This is a genomic window from Bradyrhizobium zhanjiangense (assembly GCF_004114935.1).
Taxonomy (GTDB): domain Bacteria; phylum Pseudomonadota; class Alphaproteobacteria; order Rhizobiales; family Xanthobacteraceae; genus Bradyrhizobium; species Bradyrhizobium zhanjiangense.
Window position 1 is genome coordinate 8,650,949 of record NZ_CP022221.1, and the last position, 15,135, is coordinate 8,666,083.

The following is a 15,135-nucleotide window of genomic DNA, read 5'->3' on the forward strand; positions in this document are numbered from 1 at the left end:
TACCGGGCGAGACGCCTCAGAGCATTCCCAGCGCCTGCATGTAGGTCTCGAGAATGGTCTCGGCCTCGGCGCGCTCGTTGGGGTCCTGCTTGCGCAGGCGCACGATGGTGCGCAGCGCCTTGACGTCGTAGCCGTTGCCCTTGCTCTCGGCGTAGACGTCGCGGATGTCGTCGGAGATCGCCTTCTTCTCTTCCTCCAGCCGCTCAATGCGCTCGATGATGGATTTGAGCTGGTCCTTGGCAAATTTCGTCGCGGGCTCGTCGTCGCGGACGGCGGCGGAGGTGGCCATCTTGGTACTCCCAATGGAACTGGCAAAACGAGGTGACGCCGGCATCCTCACCGCGCGTGCTGCGTAGACCCTTAGGGTTGGCGCCCTCCGCGTTCAAGGCAGCATCGCGCTCGTCCACAGCGCGCCCACACCTTCCTGCAGCTGCCTGAAGAAAGCTGTTGTGCGGCACGACTCAGCAGGCCGCAGGCGGCCGTTCAGTGCCCGTGGGGATGGACCTTCTTCATCGCCTCGAGCTGCTCGGGCGTGGCCGTGCCCTGGTATTTCGATTTCCAGGTCTCGTAGGGCATGCCGTAGACGGCCTCACGGCTCTCGTCCTTGCTTAAGGCGACGCCTTGGGCGTCGGCGGCATCCTTGAGCCAGTTGGACAGGCAGTTGCGGCAGAAGCCGGCCAGATTCATCAGGTCGATATTCTGGACGTCCGTCCGCGTCCTCAAATGATCGACCAGGCGCCGGAAAGCGGCCGCCTCGAGCTCCGTTCTGGTTTTGTCGTCGATTGCCATAACTGGATTCCTTAAGACCTGCCCCGATGGCCGTCACCCTTACGGGATCAGGTGGGTCCTGTCACAGATTTTGCCATATCACGGCGCAAACGGGCCGAAACCCGGCCTTGGGACAGTTCCCGGCCCCTACGCCAAATCGTCAATGATCTGATATAGCTTTTCGCGACTATGATCGCCGAATCTCCCCGCTCCCTCGTTCGCATGCTCGCCCGGTTGGTCCCGGTGCTGGCGGTCGCGCTGCTGTGCCTCTGGACCAGCCCGGCGTCCGCCGATTTCCGCCTCTGCAACAACACATCGAGCCGGGTCGGGATCGCGCTGGGCTACAAAGACGCCGAGGGCTGGACCACCGAGGGCTGGTGGAACATCTCGTCCCGCTCCTGCGAGACGCTGCTGCGGGGAACGTTGGTCGCCCGTTACTATTACATCTACGCCATCGACTACGACCGTGGCGGTGAATGGTCGGGTCAGGCCTTCATGTGCTCGCGCGACAAGGAGTTCACCATCCGCGGCACCGAGGATTGCTTGGCGCGCGGCTACGACCGGACCGGCTATTTCGAGGTCGATACCGGCGAGCAGCGGGCCTGGACGGTCCAGCTCACCGACGCCAACGAACAGCCGGCGCAGCAGCGCGTGCCCGGCCTGCCCGGCCCGGTCGGTCCGGGCGGGGTTCCGGGTTTGCCCAATAGCCCGCCCGGTGGTACGCCCCCCGCGCCTGGCCTCCCGCCAGGCGCTGCCCCGCCCCCGTCTGGAAGTAAGCCATGAGGCGCCTTCGCCGTATCAAGATTCTCGCGACCCTGGGACCCGCCTCTTCAGACCTCGCGATGATCCGCCGCCTGTTCGAGGCCGGCGCCGACCTGTTCCGCATCAACATGAGCCACACCCCGCACGACAAGATGCGGGAGCTGGTGGCGACGATCCGTAACGTCGAAAGCAGCTATGGCCGGCCGATCGGCATCCTGGTCGACCTCCAGGGCCCGAAGCTCAGGCTCGGCGCCTTCACTGACGGCGCGGTCCAGCTCCAGAACGGCCAGACCTTCACCCTCGATTCCGACAAGGCGCCGGGCGATGCCACGCGCGTCCACCTGCCGCATCCGGAGATCCTGGCCGCGCTGCGGCCGGGACATGCGCTGCTGCTCGACGACGGCAAGGTGCGGCTGATCGCGGAGGAGACCTCGAAGGAGCACGCGGTGACGCGTGTCGTGGTCGGCGGCAAGATGAGTGACCGCAAGGGCGTCAGCCTGCCCGACACCGACCTGCCGGTCTCGGCCATGACGCCGAAGGACCGCGCCGACCTCGAGGCGGCGCTCGTCACCGGCGTCGACTGGATCGCGCTGTCCTTCGTGCAGCGCGCCGACGATGTGCTCGAAGCCAAGAAGATGATCCGCGGCCGTGCCGCCGTCATGGCCAAGATCGAGAAGCCGCAGGCGATCGACCGCCTCGCCGACATCATCGAGGCCTCCGATGCCCTGATGGTGGCGCGCGGTGATCTCGGCGTCGAACTGCCGCTGGAGCGGGTGCCGAGCCTGCAGAAGCAGATGACGCGGATGGCGCGCCGCGCCGGCAAGCCGGTTGTGATCGCGACCCAGATGCTGGAATCGATGATCCAGTCGCCGGTGCCGACCCGCGCCGAAGTCTCCGACGTCGCCACCGCCGTCTATGAGGGCGCCGACGCCATCATGCTGTCGGCGGAATCGGCGGCCGGCAAATTCCCGGTCGAGGCGGTCTCGACCATGAACCGCATCGGCGAGGAGGTCGAGCGCGACCCGACCTATCGCTCGGTGATCATGGCGCAACGCCCCGCGCCGGAATCCACCGCGGGCGATGCCATCGCGGACGCCGCGCGTCAGATCGCCGAGACGCTCGACCTGCCCGCTTTGATCTGCTGGACCAGCTCGGGCTCGACCGCCGTGCGCGTCGCGCGCGAGCGGCCGAAGCCGCCGATCGTGGCGATCACGCCGAACATCTCGGCCGGCCGCCGCCTCGCCGTCGTCTGGGGCGTGCATTGCGTTGTAGCCGAGGATGCGCGCGACCAGGACGACATGGTCGGCCGCGCCGGCCAGATCGCGTTCCGGGACGGCTTCGTCCGCGCCGGCCAGCGCGTCATCATCGTCGCCGGCGTGCCGCTCGGCATTCCCGGCACCACCAACATGGTGCGCATCGCCTCGGTCGGCCCCGAGGGCGACGCCCATATCTGATGTCCGGTCGCTCCGACAAAAAATGCGAAAACAACCCCATGCACAGTAGACGGCGCATCCGGCGCCCGTGCTGCGGTTTTTCGAAAAACCCTGTGCGACCAACGGCCTGAGCGCAATCAGGCCTCCGCCGATTTTACGCCCCCACCAGCGCCTTCGTGGTTGGTAGCAGCGTCTGCTGCACCACCAGACCCCTGGCGCGGGCGTCCATGACGCCGACGGCGCGCAGCGCCAGCAGCGTCACGGTCTGCACCGCATCGCGCATCTTGACGGGATCCTCGAGATTGTCGGGCGCGAGCGGCCCGACCAGGGCCTCATGCAGCGCTCCGAGCAACGCGGTGGCGGCGAGCGCGGTATCCTGCGCCGGCAGATGGCCGGCGCGCACGGCGGCGTCGATCCGGGACGCGATCTCGCCCGCGATCTCGCGCCGGCTGGCAATACGCGAGGCGCTGACATCGACATCGACGGGCTCGGCCAGGATGCCCCAGGCCAGCCTGCGCTGCGACAGCGTATGGACCGCCACGGTGGTCACGGCGGCCGCCAGCGCCGAAGACGGCCCCGGCGCGGCGTCGGCCGCCCGCCGGATCGCCGCGAGCTCGTCGCGGGAAACCTCGGCGATCAATTCGGAGATCAGCTCGGCCTTGGAGGGGAAGTAGCGGTAAACCGTGCCGGCCGCGACATTGGCCCGGACCGCGACCGGCGCAATCTGCACCGCCGCCATCCCGCCCTCCGCCGCAGCCTCCCGCGCCGCGGCCAATATCGCACTGCGCCGGGCCGCAAGGCGCTTCACCACTTGATGCGTCCGCCGATAAACCATGGCGCGCTTCCTGTCCCACACGCCAGCCACACGCCCTGCGGCCAAACGCTTCGTCACTGCAAAAGATGCAAATCGCCCCGCAAAGACTGAACAACTATTCAGGGTGGATGACAAGATGCAAATGCGTGGAGCGTCACAGCGAACGGGCTGGAGCGTCAGCCACGCCGCGAAGGCGACAGCGCGATGAGATCAGGCTTGATGGCCTGCCACACGATAGGTGCGCTGGGGGGTGGGGTGTCCGCGCAAATAGCCCTCAAGAGGAGAGAGCCCTCACCCGGCGCTTCGCGCCGACCTCTCCCGCAAGCGGGAGAGGTTAAAGGAGCCCGCGGCGACTCAAGCGATTCCGCCTGAAGGCCCCGCTCTAACGCCGCGAGAAGCGACACCCAAAAGAAAAGAGCCCCGTCCAGGACGGGGCTCTCGAAATTCCTAAGGCGTGCAGTCTTACTTCAGGCTGCTCGAGATCGAGCCGAACTTGGTGTTCAGCGAGCTGCCGAGGTTGTTGACGACGGTGATGATCGCGAGCGCGATGCCGGCGGCAATAAGGCCGTATTCGATGGCGGTGGCGCCGGATTCGTCTTTCACGAAACGCGAAACGAGGTTCTTCATAGACTGCTCCAAAGATTAAACGGGGCTACAAACTGGTCTGGTCTTTTCGGCTTCCCAGCGCCGCCTGACCATGAAACCGAACCTAGAGGCAAAGAATTTCGCCGCAGTTAATTCGACTGCGGAAACACGGAGCGGTTTGCGTGTATTCGTCGATGGTAAATCGAAATTGAAAACAATCGGTTAAATTGTCGGGACATGAAATCGGCCCGGCGCCGCTGATTTACCCGAAGTTATGACCGCGCATGGTCCAATGCCGTCCGCTCGGCCTGAAGCGCGATGAGATGAATCGTTCACCGCGCTGCGGGTTATTGTTTGAGCATGATCTTCCCGGAAAACCGCGACACACTTTTCCGGCTCATGCTCGGACCGACAAGAACGACAGGACCACAAGGCGGCATGTCCCTTTCCTTTGCCAACAGCAGCGCGGTGCAGAGCCGCGCGCGCGCCCTGGTGCCGCTGTGCGTCGGTGCCGGCACCTATCTGTTCTTCCTTTTTGTCGGCGACACGCTGCTTCAGGACTCCGACTCGTTCTGGCAGATCAAGATCGGGCAATGGATCCTCGACCACGGCGCAATGCCGTACACGGATTTCTATTCCTTCACGCGGACGGGTGCGCCCTGGATTTCGACGTCGTGGCTGTCGCAGGTGATGTTTGCGTTCTCCTACACGCAATGGGGCTGGGCCGGGCCAGTGATCCTCACCGCGGTCGCGGTCGCGCTCTCGACTGCGATCTTCGTCTATTTGTTAGATGCGCAGATCGAGGCACCGCGCGCGGTGCTGTTTGCGATGCTGGCGCTGCTGTTGGCGCTGCATCACGTGCTGGCGCGGCCGCACATCCTGGCGCTGCCCGTCATGGTGGCGTGGGTCGGCCTCTTGATGGCGGCGGCCGACCGCAGGAGCGCGCCGTCCTGGACCTGGCTGCCGCTGATGGCGCTCTGGGCGAATTTGCACGGCGGCTTCGTGCTGGGCCTTGCGCTGATCGGCCCGATCTCGCTCGGGGCGGTCGAGCATGCCGAGAAGGGACGACGGCTCCAATTGTTCCTGCGCTGGGTCCTGTTCGGCGTGGGCGCATTGATCGCGAGCTGCTGCACGCCTTACGGCTGGCGGACGCTGATGGGCGCGACCAACATCCTCAGCCTCGGCGAGCTGCTGTCGCTGATCTTCGAATGGATGCCGGCGAACTTCGCCACGTTCACATCATTCGAGGGCGCGCTGCTCGGCCTGATCGCGCTCGGTTACTATCGCGGCCTCGTGCTCTCGGCGCCCAGGATCTTCCTGATCCTGTTCCTGACCTGGAGCGCGCTGACCCATGTCCGGAGCATCGAGGCCTTTGCCTTCCTGGTGCCGCTGGTGCTGGCAAAGCCGCTCGGCGAGATGTTTTCGCGGCCGCCGGCTGACGCCACTGATGCCGACGGTTGGCCGGCCCGCTACGTCACCGCGCTCGGCGCACTGATGATCGTGGCCGCGAGCTGGACCTCGACCTCGCTCTATATGGGGCATCATCGCTTCGGCTTCACGATGACGCAGACGCCGGTTGCAGCGGTCGACCTGCTCGAGCAGCGGAAGGCGCAGCGCATCTTCAACGCCTATCAGTTCGGCGGCTATCTGATTTCGCGCGACATCCCCGTCTTCGTCGACGGCCGCGCCGAGCTCTATGGCGAGAAATTCGTCATGGACTTCTTCAAGGCGACGGAAGGCAAGAAGCCCGAGCTGCTGCCGCGCCTGCTCGACGAATACAAGATCGACGTGACGCTATTGGTCGCCGATGCGCCGGGCCCGCAGATCCTCGACCAGCTCAAGGGCTGGAAGCGGATCTATGCGGATGACATCGCCGTGGTCCATGTGCGGGAGAATGCGGAAGGGGCGGCGGCGCTGTCGAAATGAGGACGTAAGTCCAGGGCGTGTGATCTTCCCCCGAAAAAGTGGACGGGTTTAAGCGGCTTTTAGCTCCATCTCGATCGGGGCGATATATCCGATCGCGGAATGGAGCCGGGTGCGGTTGTAGAAGCCCTCGATGAAGGCGAAGATATCGCGCTGGGCCTCGGCGCGGGTCTGGTAGTCGCGATGGTGAACGAGCTCGGTCTTCAGGGTATGGAAGAAGCTCTCCATCGGGGCATTGTCGTAGCAATCGGCCTTGCGGCTCATCGATGCAACGATGCCGGCGCCCGTGAGAGCGTCGCGATAGGCGTGTGAGGCATACTGCACGCCGCGATCGGAGTGGTGGATCAATCCGGCCTGCGGCCGTTGCTGCTGGAGGGCCATCGTCAACGCCGCGGATGCGAGTTCGACTTGCATGTGATCCCGCATGGCCCAGCCGACGATCTTTCGACTGAAGAGATCCATGACGGCCGCCAGATACAGCCAGCCCTCCGCGGTCGGGATGTAGGTGATATCGGCGAGCCAAACGCGGTTCGGGGCTTCCGCTGTGAAGTCGCGCGCGATCAGGTTCGGGGCGATCGGCAGGTCGTGACGGCTGTCGGTGGTGCGCACCCGGCGCGGCGGCGCCGTGATGGCGCGGATACCGTGCCGGCGCATCATCCGCTCGATCCGGCCGCGGCTGGCGCCACGGCCCTGCGTCCGCAGCACGGCATGGACGCGGGACTGCCGTAGCGTCCGCTGCTGTCGTGATGGGCCTGCCGGATCGCAGCCAGCAGCGTGGCATTGGATTTGGTCCGCTGACCCGCCGGGCGATCGCGCCAGGCGTAATAGCCGGCCGGCGAGACCTCGAGCACGGCGCACATCAATCGTACCGGATAGGCGTCGCGATGGTCCTCGATGAAGCGGAAGCTCATGTCCGGGTTCCGGCAAAGATCGCGATCGACTTTTTTAAAATGTCGCGCTCCATGCGCAGCCGTTCGTTCTCCTGGCGCAACCGGGCGATCTCCGAAGCCTGGTCCGCCGACATCGGCGTCGCCTGCGTGGTGGGGCGCCACGCCGCCGATGCCGGCTGCTGCCCGGCCTTATCCACCCAGCGCCGCAGCACCGAGTCGCGCAGCCCGAGTTCCTTGCCTACCGACGTGATCGAGCGACCGCTCGACACCACCAGCTCAACGGCCTGGCGCTTGTACTCTTCGGTAAATGACCGACGTTGACGTTCCATTCGACACCTCCGGGCTCAATGAGCCTACTACAGGTGTCCACTCATTCGGAGGAGGTTCAGTGTGCTTAAGAAGTCCGCTTCCAAGTGCGGAGCGGACGTGGGCAGGTACTGCGGCTATCTGACCCCTTTGCGCACTTTCGGTTACGTCCTCGCTTACGTCAGCACGTAGGCTGGTTCCCCCTCCCCCCGCACATTCCGGATTTTCCCACCGCTTAGTTGGAGTATGATCCGGCGGTCACCAGCGCTACCCTGAGGGAGGGAATCATGACGAACTTGGGCCCCTCGACAAGCTTTGACGTCAGAGCCGAAATTACCGCGGCTTATGCCGCCTGGGATTCGGCATTCAACAAAGCTGACGCTAAAGCGATTGCCAAAGCGTACGTCTCGAACGCCAAAGTGCTGCCTCCGACACATCAAATCATAACAGGTCCGGCAGAGATCGAGAATTTCTTCGCTGGGCTTTTTGCGAGCGGATTCGCCGATCACAACCTGACGATCATAGATGCGGGTGGAGACGAGAAGGTGGCCTACGGCACGGCGAGATGGAGCGCCAACGGCAAGGGAGCGGATGGGTCCCGCCAAGCTGCCGGCGGGATTGCTACGCACGTGTTTGAGCGTCAGGCGGACGGTTCGCTGAAGCTAAGGTTGCACACCTTCAACTAAGCCGGCCGTTCGCCTCGCCTGACATCAGGCGAGGAGGCGTCGCGTGAACATCGCGGAATGGCTCCATGGTCTTGGGCTGGAGCGTTACTCCCAGGCCTTCCAGGATGCGGAAGTCACGCCTGAGGTCCTGCCAGAGCTGACCGAGGACGACTTGCGGGAACTTGGTTTGCCACTCGGCCCGCGCAAGACGGTGCTGAAGGCGATTCACGCACTCGCTCCGGGGAGCCGTCCTATACCTGTGGAGGTTCGCGCCTCCGCTGGACAGCCAAAATTGTCGCTGCCGTCGGAGGCAGATCGGCGGCAGCTCACAGTCATGTTTGTCGATCTGGTGGGCTCGACGGCGCTCGCCTCGGGACGTGACCCTGAGGAGCTGCGGGACCTGATGCAGGCCTATCACAACACCGTAGCGGGCGAGATCACCCGGTTCGAGGGCCATGTCGCCAAGTTCCTCGGCGACGGCGTTCTTGCTTACTTCGGCTGGCCGCGGGCGCATGAAGATGAGGCCGAGCGCGCAGTTCGCGCCGGGCTTCAGATATCCAAGGCGGTCGCCGCCCTTACAGAGCCGGCTGGTGCAGCACTTGCTGCTCGCGTTGGCATCGCAACCGGTCTGGTCGTGGTCGGCGAACTGATCGGCGAGGGAGAAGCCCGCGAGCGGTCGGTCATTGGAGAGACCCCGAATCTGGCCGCCCGCTTGCAGGGGCTCGCCGAGCCCGGCGGCGTTGTAGTCGCCGATTCAACGCGCCGCCTCATCGGAGAAGCCTTCATATACCAAGACTTGGGGACGGTGCCTCTCAAAGGGTTCCCCGGACCGGTGCAGGCGTGGCTCGTCCTCGGCGAGGGCGTGGCCGAGAGTCGATTTGACGCCCAGCATGGGATGTCGACAACCGCGCTGATCGGTCGCGACCAGGAGCTCGCACTTCTCTTGGACCGCTGGGAACAGGCAAAAGGGCGAGAGGGACAAATCGTTCTGCTCGGCGGCGAACCGGGCATCGGCAAATCCCATCTCGTGCGAGCGCTGCGCGACCGGCTCGCAGGCGTTCCGCACACATGCCTAAGTCATTTCTGTTCGCCATTCCATATCAACAGCGCCCTGTACCCTATCGTTGGGCTCCTTGAACGGGCAGCGAGAATACGGCGAGAAGACCCTTCCGAAGAACAGCTCGATAAACTTGAGGCATTGCTCACTCTTGCGACGGACGACGTACGCGGGAGCGCACCAATTCTCGCAGACCTGTTGGCCATCCCGACAGGCGAGCGCTACTCTCCACTGGAGCTTAGTCCACACCAAAAGAAGGAGCGAACGTTCCAGGCTCTGTTGGAGCAGATAAAGGGCTTGGCAGCAAAGCAACCTGTTCTTGCCATCTACGAGGACGTCCACTGGGCCGATCCCACCACGCTCGAGTTCATCGATCGCGCCGTTGACGAGGTGCAGCGCCACTCGATCCTGATGATCGTTACTTTCCGACCGGAATTTGTTCCGCGCTGGACGGCGCATGGACACGTGGCAGCACTCTTCTTGAGCCGGTTGGGACGCAGGCAAGGTACTGCCGTGGTCGACCGGATAACCGGCGGCAAACTGCTTCCGCACGAGGTGCTCGAACAGATCTTAGCCAAAACAGACGGTGTGCCGTTGTTCGTCGAGGAGCTCACCAAGACCGTCCTTGAATCTGGGCTGCTTAAGGACCGCGGGAGCTACTATGAGCTTGTTGGTCCGTTGCCCCCGCTGGCGATCCCGACAACGCTCCAGGATTCATTGATGGCCCGTCTTGACCGGTTGGCACCCGTTAAGGAGGTCGCCCAGATCGCGGCCTGCATTGGCCGAGAGTTTGGATACAACCTTCTGAAAGCAGTAACGCCGCTCAGTGAAGATGCCCTCCAGCGCGCTATCGATGAACTCTTGGAGGCGGAACTCATCTTTCGACGAGGAGTGCCTCCGGATGTCGGCTACACCTTCAAGCATGCGCTGGTACAGGACATCGCGCACGAGAGCCTGTTGAAGAGCAAGCGACAGCAGATCCACACCCGTATCGCCGCAGCTCTCGAAGAACATTTTCCTGCGCGCGCGGAGATGGAGCCGGAGACGATAGCTTTGCATCTCGCAGAGGCCGGGCTGGCGGCCAAAGCGGTCGGCTATTGGCTGCAGGCTGGCCGAAATGCCGCGGGGCGTTCCGCCAATCTCGAAGCGATCACTCATCTCTCAAGAGGGCTGGAAGCGCTCAAGGCCTATCCAGAAGGGTTGGAGCGGGATCGTCAAGAACTCGCACTCCAGACAGCAATTGGAGGTCCGCTGATCGCCATTCACGGATACACGTCTCCTCAGCTCGGCACTGCCTTCAGCAGGGCTCATGCGCTCTGCTACGAACTCGATGACATGGATGCGTTGTTCGCCACACTTAGCGGCAAGTATATTTTTCATTTCGTGAGAGGCGACTACCGCGCCATGCAGAGCCTGGTTGCCGAGGCACGCCTCGCCGCCGAGCGAACCGGGGACATGGCACTGGAATTGGGGGCGCATCGTTTGGCGGCTCTCACGGCTATGCACGCCGGTGACTTCCTTACGGCCCGCTCCGAGTTCGAGACGATTTTAAGCCGCTATGACCCGGTCGCCCATCGGCCAGCGCCTGTGCACTATGTCCATGACCCGAAGGCCTCCGCGTTACCCTACCTGGCGGTCGTGCTTTGGGTCCTTGGCTATCCCGATCAGGCCCTGAGAACAAGCCGTGCGGCGTTTGAGTACGCTGCGGAGCTGAACCAGACGAACCTTACCGCTCACGTCGCGGTGTATGGCGGAGCGGGACCTGCGGAGCTGACGGGTGACGTGGCGGCCGTACGTGCGCACGCGGACGCCATCATCGACCTCGCCGATCAGCACAGCTTGAACTACTGGCGGTTGAGCGGCCTCATCCTTCGGGGTTGGGCCATGGCGCAGGAAGGCGACGCGGAGAAGGGCCTGGCGCTCATGCGTCAAGGCTTGAACGATCGGGCCGGGCTCGGAGCCAGCTGGTACCAAGTTCGGTACTTGTGCATGTTGGCATCAGCCTATTTGCAGCTTGGTGATGGCGAGAAAGGGCTCGCTGCACTGACAGAAGCAAAGGACCTCGCGGCGCGGAATGACGAGCATATGTGGGAGGCAGAGGTTGCATGCGTTGAGGGCGAACTGCGGCGCATTCGCGGAACTCCAGTGGGTGAGGTCGAGGCTTATTTGCAAACTGCACTTGATGTGGCACGCAGGCAAAGCGCGAAGTCGCTCGAACTGCGTGCAGCCATGAGTCTGGCTCGGCTTTGGCGCGATGAAGGCAGGCTTATCGAAGCACGGGATCTCCTTGCCTCAGCGTACCGATGGTTTACGGAAGGATTCGAAACGCCTGACCTCCTTGCCGCAAAGGCACTCACCGCAGAATTGGCCGAGCTCTAGTGGTTGCACTGCGGTCGTTCGCCGGACGCCGTGTTTCGCTGAGGTGATGCGTCGAATCGGCTCATTGCGCTCGAGCGCTCGACGTGAGCCCATTCCTTCTCGGAGAGCGCACGATGAAGGCCTTGCTGCTGCTCGTGTTTGCCATGGTTGTCGTGGCCCGGGAAGCGACCGCTCAGGACGCACCAAAGGACGCGCAATGCGTCCGCGAGCGCGTCGCCATGGTCGAAACCATCCGGGCATACGCCCGATCCGCCGCCAGTGCCTTGGGACAGCAAGGCCTGTCGGAGAGTGTCCTTGAGGCCATGGAGCAAACGAAACGCCATCTATTCGTCCCCGAGCAATCTTGCTCCATCGCATACGCGGACAGACCGATGCCGATCGGTCTCGGGCAGACCATATCGCAGCCGTACATCGTGGCCTTGATGACCCAATTGGTCGAGGTCGCGCCCGATCACGTTGTGCTGGAAGTGGGGACGGGTTCGGGCTATCAGGCCGCCGTCCTTGCGCACCTGGCGCGAAAGGTCTGCACCATCGAGATCATCCCGCAATTGGCCGAGACCGCCGCGAAAACATTAAGAGACCTCGCGTATGACAACGTGAGCGTCAAGCTTGGCGACGGATACGATGGCTGTCCCGAATGCGGTCCTTTTGACGCCATCGTCGTGACTGCCGCGCTCGGGCAGCCACCGCCGCCCCTGATTGAACAGCTTAAAGTAGGTGGCCGGCTCGTTATGCCGGTGGGACCCGGTTACACCACTCAGCAGCTCACGGTCGTCGAAAAAATCGCCCCCGACAAGACGACGACGCGCGCCGTCGCCCTCGTGCGCTTTGTCCCCCTTACGCGTTCACAAAACTAAGCTCGCAAACGTCCCGTTCTTGCTGAGCCGGAATTTGTCGAGGCGGCTGGCGCCTCGCGCGAATGCCCGCCTCGGACCTCTGGTGAGGTCGGTTATCGCGCCGCTATCAGGGGTATAGCGGACCTCACCGCATACCATGTTGTCGACCGCCGTGCGCAGATGTTTGACGCGCTTCTCTGGCTCGCTGAAGACGTACCGAATTTGAAGACGAATCAATTCCTCAACGTCGCCAAGGCACGCTGAAAGCGAAGTCCATCGACCATTGCGAACCGGTTTGTTGCCGGTGGGACCCAGGGCGCGCGGAACTTTGCATGGTCTATTCGATTGTCGAACAGGGACCCTCATGGCCGAAGCCGATGAGCTTCGAGTGAACTATTATGGCCAAGGAGATCACTGGATCGATAGAGACGATCGCTGCGGCCGCCGAGCCGACCGTGCCATCGGCCCGCGCCGAGGTGTTTTACACTCAGGCCTTGCGCGAGCTCGCGAAGCTGGATCTGCCGTTTCTTTTGGCCGGCACGTATGCGCTGAGCGCCTATACCGGCGTGGTGCGCGCTACCAAAGATCTCGATATCGTGTGCAAGCCGACTGACTATCCACGTGTTCTCAACCACTTCCGCAACCTCGGGCACACCGTCGCAATCGAGGACGAACGCTGGCTCGGCAAGGTCTTCCAGGACGAGCACTTTTTCGATGTGATCTTCGCTTTCTGGCATGGCATGGCTCCCGTGACCGACCAATGGTTCGAATCCGCGCCGCGCATCGAGGTGTTCGGTACGCCGATGCGCATCATCGCCCCGACGGAGTTGATCTGGTCCAAGGCCTTCGTCCAGCTGCGGCACCGTTACGATGGCCCGGATATCGCGCATCTCATTCTCAAGCAGCACGATCAGATCGACTGGCGGCGTCTGCTTGCCTACATGGAGCTGCATTGGGAGGTGCTTCTGGCACATCTACTCAACTTCCGCTGGGCCTATCCGAGCGAGCGCGATTGCCTGCCGCGCTGGCTGATGGACGAACTGGTCGCCCGCCTGAAGACCCAGTTCGAACTTCCTCCTCCGCGCGTGAAGGTATGTCGGGGGCGCCTGTTTTCGCAGGTCGATTATGCCCCGGCCGTTGAGGAATGGGGCTTTGCCGACGCAGACCAGGATAGCGAGTAGCGCGATGTCCGAAAAACCCGACACGCTCACCTTCGCTGCCATTGGCGATCTCCACGTGAAGGAGGACCGCACGTTGTCCTTCCGGGAACTCTTTGCCGAGCTCTCGACCAAGGCCCGGGTGCTCGTCCTTTGCGGCGACCTCACTGACCTCGGCAAGCCGTCCGAAGCGGAACTTCTGGCGGAGGATTTGCGCGCCTGCTCCATTCCCGTTGTCGGCGTGCTCGGAAACCACGACTACGAGTCCGGGCAGACTGAAGACGTAAAGAGCATTTTGAAGGGCGCCGGAATGCACCTGCTCAACGGGCAGTCGTACGAAATCGAGGGCGTCGCCTTCGTCGGCGTGAAGGGCTTCATCGGTGGGTTCGGCCGCCGCATGCTCGCTTCGTTCGGCGAGGCCGTCGTCAAGAGCCTGGTCGCCGAAGCCGTCAACGAAGCGACGCACCTCGAAAATGCGATGCGCGCGGTGGCGAGCAAGCAGGCTGTTGTCGTCCTTCACTATGCGCCGATTCTCGATACGGTTGAAGGCGAGCCGCTGGAGATTCTTCCGTTCCTCGGCTCGTCACGCCTCGGCGAAACGATCGATCGATTTACGGTGAGTGCGGTCGTTCACGGCCATGCTCATCAGGGTCGCTATGAAGGCCGCACGCCCGGAGGCGCGCGGGTTTACAACGTGGCGCGGTCAATCAAGAAGCCCAGCGGTCGACCCTACGCCTTGATTCAGGTTTGAGGCGGGCTGCCACGGCGAAGCCCGGTGGCTCCGAGCTCTTTGACGCTATGGACCTCGATATTGGGCGTTTCGTTAATGCGCAGTGTCGAAGTTGGTGCTCGACCCGACCATTCTTGACCGTGATCTCGCCATAGAGCGCCGCGGTCGCGCCGAAAATGATTCCGCTCTCGGCGATAAACGCGCGCGCGGGAGCAGCAGTTTTTTGCAGGGGCGCGTGCGCAGTCATGAGTGTAAGCGAAGCGGATTGTTTCGAGCTGCTGTCCTCAAAGGGGACTCACGTAGAAACAACGGCTCGGTGAGTTCGCGGCGATCATTGCGTACATTGGAGGGTCTCATGCGATTCATTCTCCGTGTTCTCGCCGCATCCGTGATTCTCGCCTTCTATCTTCCCGTAATCTCTGGAGTCACGCTTGCGATTGCTGATGCGACTGGCGGGTTGCCGGGCACTCTCACCGGCTGGTGGAAGTATATCGGCGATGTGATCGCCGAACGCGCTGGCTTTTCTGGAAGCTACAAAGAGAACATGTTCACTATATGGGGCATCGCGGCGCTCCTCAGCGTCATCGGTCACACACTGCTTTCGATTTCCAGGGCGTGGATGCATCGATGAGGAATTTCGGGAAACCCCGCTGCTTGCCTGAACGCATCCGAAGGAAATGACTGCGCGGTCGTGTACGAGATCGCTCGCGGCCTGCGAGGCCGTCCGCTTCTGGCGCTGAGCTGAACAATGAACGAGCCGCCGCCATGTCGGCTGTCTGCAGGAGACCGGACGTTGCACGAAAGTTGCGGTGACCGCCGCTCATGACCTA

Annotated in this window: 13 protein-coding genes and 1 pseudogene; 9 read left to right on the forward strand and 5 right to left on the reverse strand. The window is 63.1% G+C overall.

The genetic code is table 11. The features are described from left to right. Window positions 1-16: 16 nt before the first annotated feature. Window positions 17-289: a DUF2312 domain-containing protein gene (locus XH85_RS41365; protein ID WP_018641571.1), complete on the reverse strand. Its 273-nt coding sequence runs from the start codon at window positions 287-289 to the stop codon at window positions 17-19. 194 nt (window positions 290-483) lie between these two features. Next, window positions 484-789 (reverse strand): DUF1244 domain-containing protein, encoded by a 306-nt coding sequence (locus tag XH85_RS41370; protein ID WP_128936501.1) that lies wholly within the window; start codon window positions 787-789, stop codon window positions 484-486. Between the two features lie 168 nt (window positions 790-957). Here XH85_RS41370 and XH85_RS41375 point away from each other — a divergent pair, with 168 nt between their 5' ends. Both XH85_RS41375 and pyk read left to right on the forward strand, forming a co-directional pair. After that, window positions 958-1,551, forward strand: a complete 594-nt coding sequence (locus XH85_RS41375; RefSeq protein WP_128936502.1) for a DUF1036 domain-containing protein — start codon at window positions 958-960, stop codon at window positions 1,549-1,551. After that, the gene (gene pyk, locus XH85_RS41380) at window positions 1,548-2,984 is read left to right on the forward strand and encodes a pyruvate kinase (protein WP_091888192.1); all 1,437 of its coding nucleotides are present in this window, start codon (window positions 1,548-1,550) and stop codon (window positions 2,982-2,984) included. Before XH85_RS41375 ends, pyk begins: the two co-directional genes overlap by 4 nt. A 133-nt stretch (window positions 2,985-3,117) precedes the next feature. On the opposite strand, the gene XH85_RS41385 is transcribed toward pyk, so the two are convergent. Together XH85_RS41385 and XH85_RS41390 are read right to left on the reverse strand one after the other, a co-directional pair. Continuing rightward, a complete protein-coding gene (locus XH85_RS41385) occupies window positions 3,118-3,798 on the reverse strand; it encodes a TetR/AcrR family transcriptional regulator (RefSeq protein WP_128936503.1) in 681 nt (226 codons plus the stop codon). A 441-nt stretch (window positions 3,799-4,239) separates the two neighbouring features. Then, window positions 4,240-4,404: a Flp family type IVb pilin gene (locus XH85_RS41390; protein WP_014492421.1), complete on the reverse strand. Its 165-nt coding sequence runs from the start codon at window positions 4,402-4,404 to the stop codon at window positions 4,240-4,242. A 396-nt stretch (window positions 4,405-4,800) separates the two neighbouring features. Between XH85_RS41390 and XH85_RS41395 the strand changes: the two genes are divergently transcribed. Then, window positions 4,801-6,288: a hypothetical protein gene (locus tag XH85_RS41395; protein WP_128936504.1), complete on the forward strand. Its 1,488-nt coding sequence runs from the start codon at window positions 4,801-4,803 to the stop codon at window positions 6,286-6,288. A 48-nt stretch (window positions 6,289-6,336) separates the two neighbouring features. Here the strand turns inward: XH85_RS41395 and XH85_RS41400 are convergent. Further along, window positions 6,337-7,504: pseudogene (locus XH85_RS41400) on the reverse strand (IS3 family transposase). A 264-nt stretch (window positions 7,505-7,768) separates the two neighbouring features. Here XH85_RS41400 and XH85_RS41405 point away from each other — a divergent pair. From XH85_RS41405 to XH85_RS41430, 6 genes are all read left to right on the forward strand, one after another. Further along, a complete protein-coding gene (locus XH85_RS41405) occupies window positions 7,769-8,167 on the forward strand; it encodes a YybH family protein (RefSeq protein WP_128936505.1) in 399 nt (132 codons plus the stop codon). A 43-nt stretch (window positions 8,168-8,210) separates the two neighbouring features. Then, window positions 8,211-11,582 (forward strand): adenylate/guanylate cyclase domain-containing protein, encoded by a 3,372-nt coding sequence (locus tag XH85_RS41410; RefSeq protein ID WP_128936506.1) that lies wholly within the window; start codon window positions 8,211-8,213, stop codon window positions 11,580-11,582. A 113-nt stretch (window positions 11,583-11,695) separates the two neighbouring features. Continuing rightward, entirely contained in the window at window positions 11,696-12,439 is a 744-nt protein-coding gene (locus tag XH85_RS41415; protein WP_164939992.1) for a protein-L-isoaspartate(D-aspartate) O-methyltransferase, read from the forward strand. A 377-nt stretch (window positions 12,440-12,816) separates the two neighbouring features. After that, a complete protein-coding gene (locus XH85_RS41420; RefSeq protein ID WP_128936508.1) occupies window positions 12,817-13,599 on the forward strand; it encodes a nucleotidyltransferase family protein in 783 nt (260 codons plus the stop codon). 4 nt (window positions 13,600-13,603) lie between these two features. Next, a complete protein-coding gene (locus tag XH85_RS41425; protein WP_128936509.1) occupies window positions 13,604-14,326 on the forward strand; it encodes a metallophosphoesterase family protein in 723 nt (240 codons plus the stop codon). Between the two features lie 334 nt (window positions 14,327-14,660). Further along, window positions 14,661-14,936: a hypothetical protein gene (locus XH85_RS41430; protein ID WP_128936510.1), complete on the forward strand. Its 276-nt coding sequence runs from the start codon at window positions 14,661-14,663 to the stop codon at window positions 14,934-14,936. Window positions 14,937-15,135: the final 199 nt, after the last annotated feature.

Coding starts and splice junctions, on each gene's coding strand:
- XH85_RS41430 (WP_128936510.1), top strand. CDS start 14,661: ATGCGATTCATTCTCCGTGTTCTCGCCGCATCCGTGATTCTCGCCTTC.
- XH85_RS41395 (WP_128936504.1), top strand. CDS start 4,801: ATGTCCCTTTCCTTTGCCAACAGCAGCGCGGTGCAGAGCCGCGCGCGC.
- pyk (WP_091888192.1), top strand. CDS start 1,548: ATGAGGCGCCTTCGCCGTATCAAGATTCTCGCGACCCTGGGACCCGCC.
- XH85_RS41370 (WP_128936501.1), bottom strand. CDS start 789: ATGGCAATCGACGACAAAACCAGAACGGAGCTCGAGGCGGCCGCTTTC.
- XH85_RS41425 (WP_128936509.1), top strand. CDS start 13,604: ATGTCCGAAAAACCCGACACGCTCACCTTCGCTGCCATTGGCGATCTC.
- XH85_RS41375 (WP_128936502.1), top strand. CDS start 958: ATGATCGCCGAATCTCCCCGCTCCCTCGTTCGCATGCTCGCCCGGTTG.
- XH85_RS41420 (WP_128936508.1), top strand. CDS start 12,817: ATGGCCAAGGAGATCACTGGATCGATAGAGACGATCGCTGCGGCCGCC.
- XH85_RS41365 (WP_018641571.1), bottom strand. CDS start 289: ATGGCCACCTCCGCCGCCGTCCGCGACGACGAGCCCGCGACGAAATTT.
- XH85_RS41385 (WP_128936503.1), bottom strand. CDS start 3,798: ATGGTTTATCGGCGGACGCATCAAGTGGTGAAGCGCCTTGCGGCCCGG.
- XH85_RS41390 (WP_014492421.1), bottom strand. CDS start 4,404: ATGAAGAACCTCGTTTCGCGTTTCGTGAAAGACGAATCCGGCGCCACC.
- XH85_RS41405 (WP_128936505.1), top strand. CDS start 7,769: ATGACGAACTTGGGCCCCTCGACAAGCTTTGACGTCAGAGCCGAAATT.
- XH85_RS41415 (WP_164939992.1), top strand. CDS start 11,696: ATGAAGGCCTTGCTGCTGCTCGTGTTTGCCATGGTTGTCGTGGCCCGG.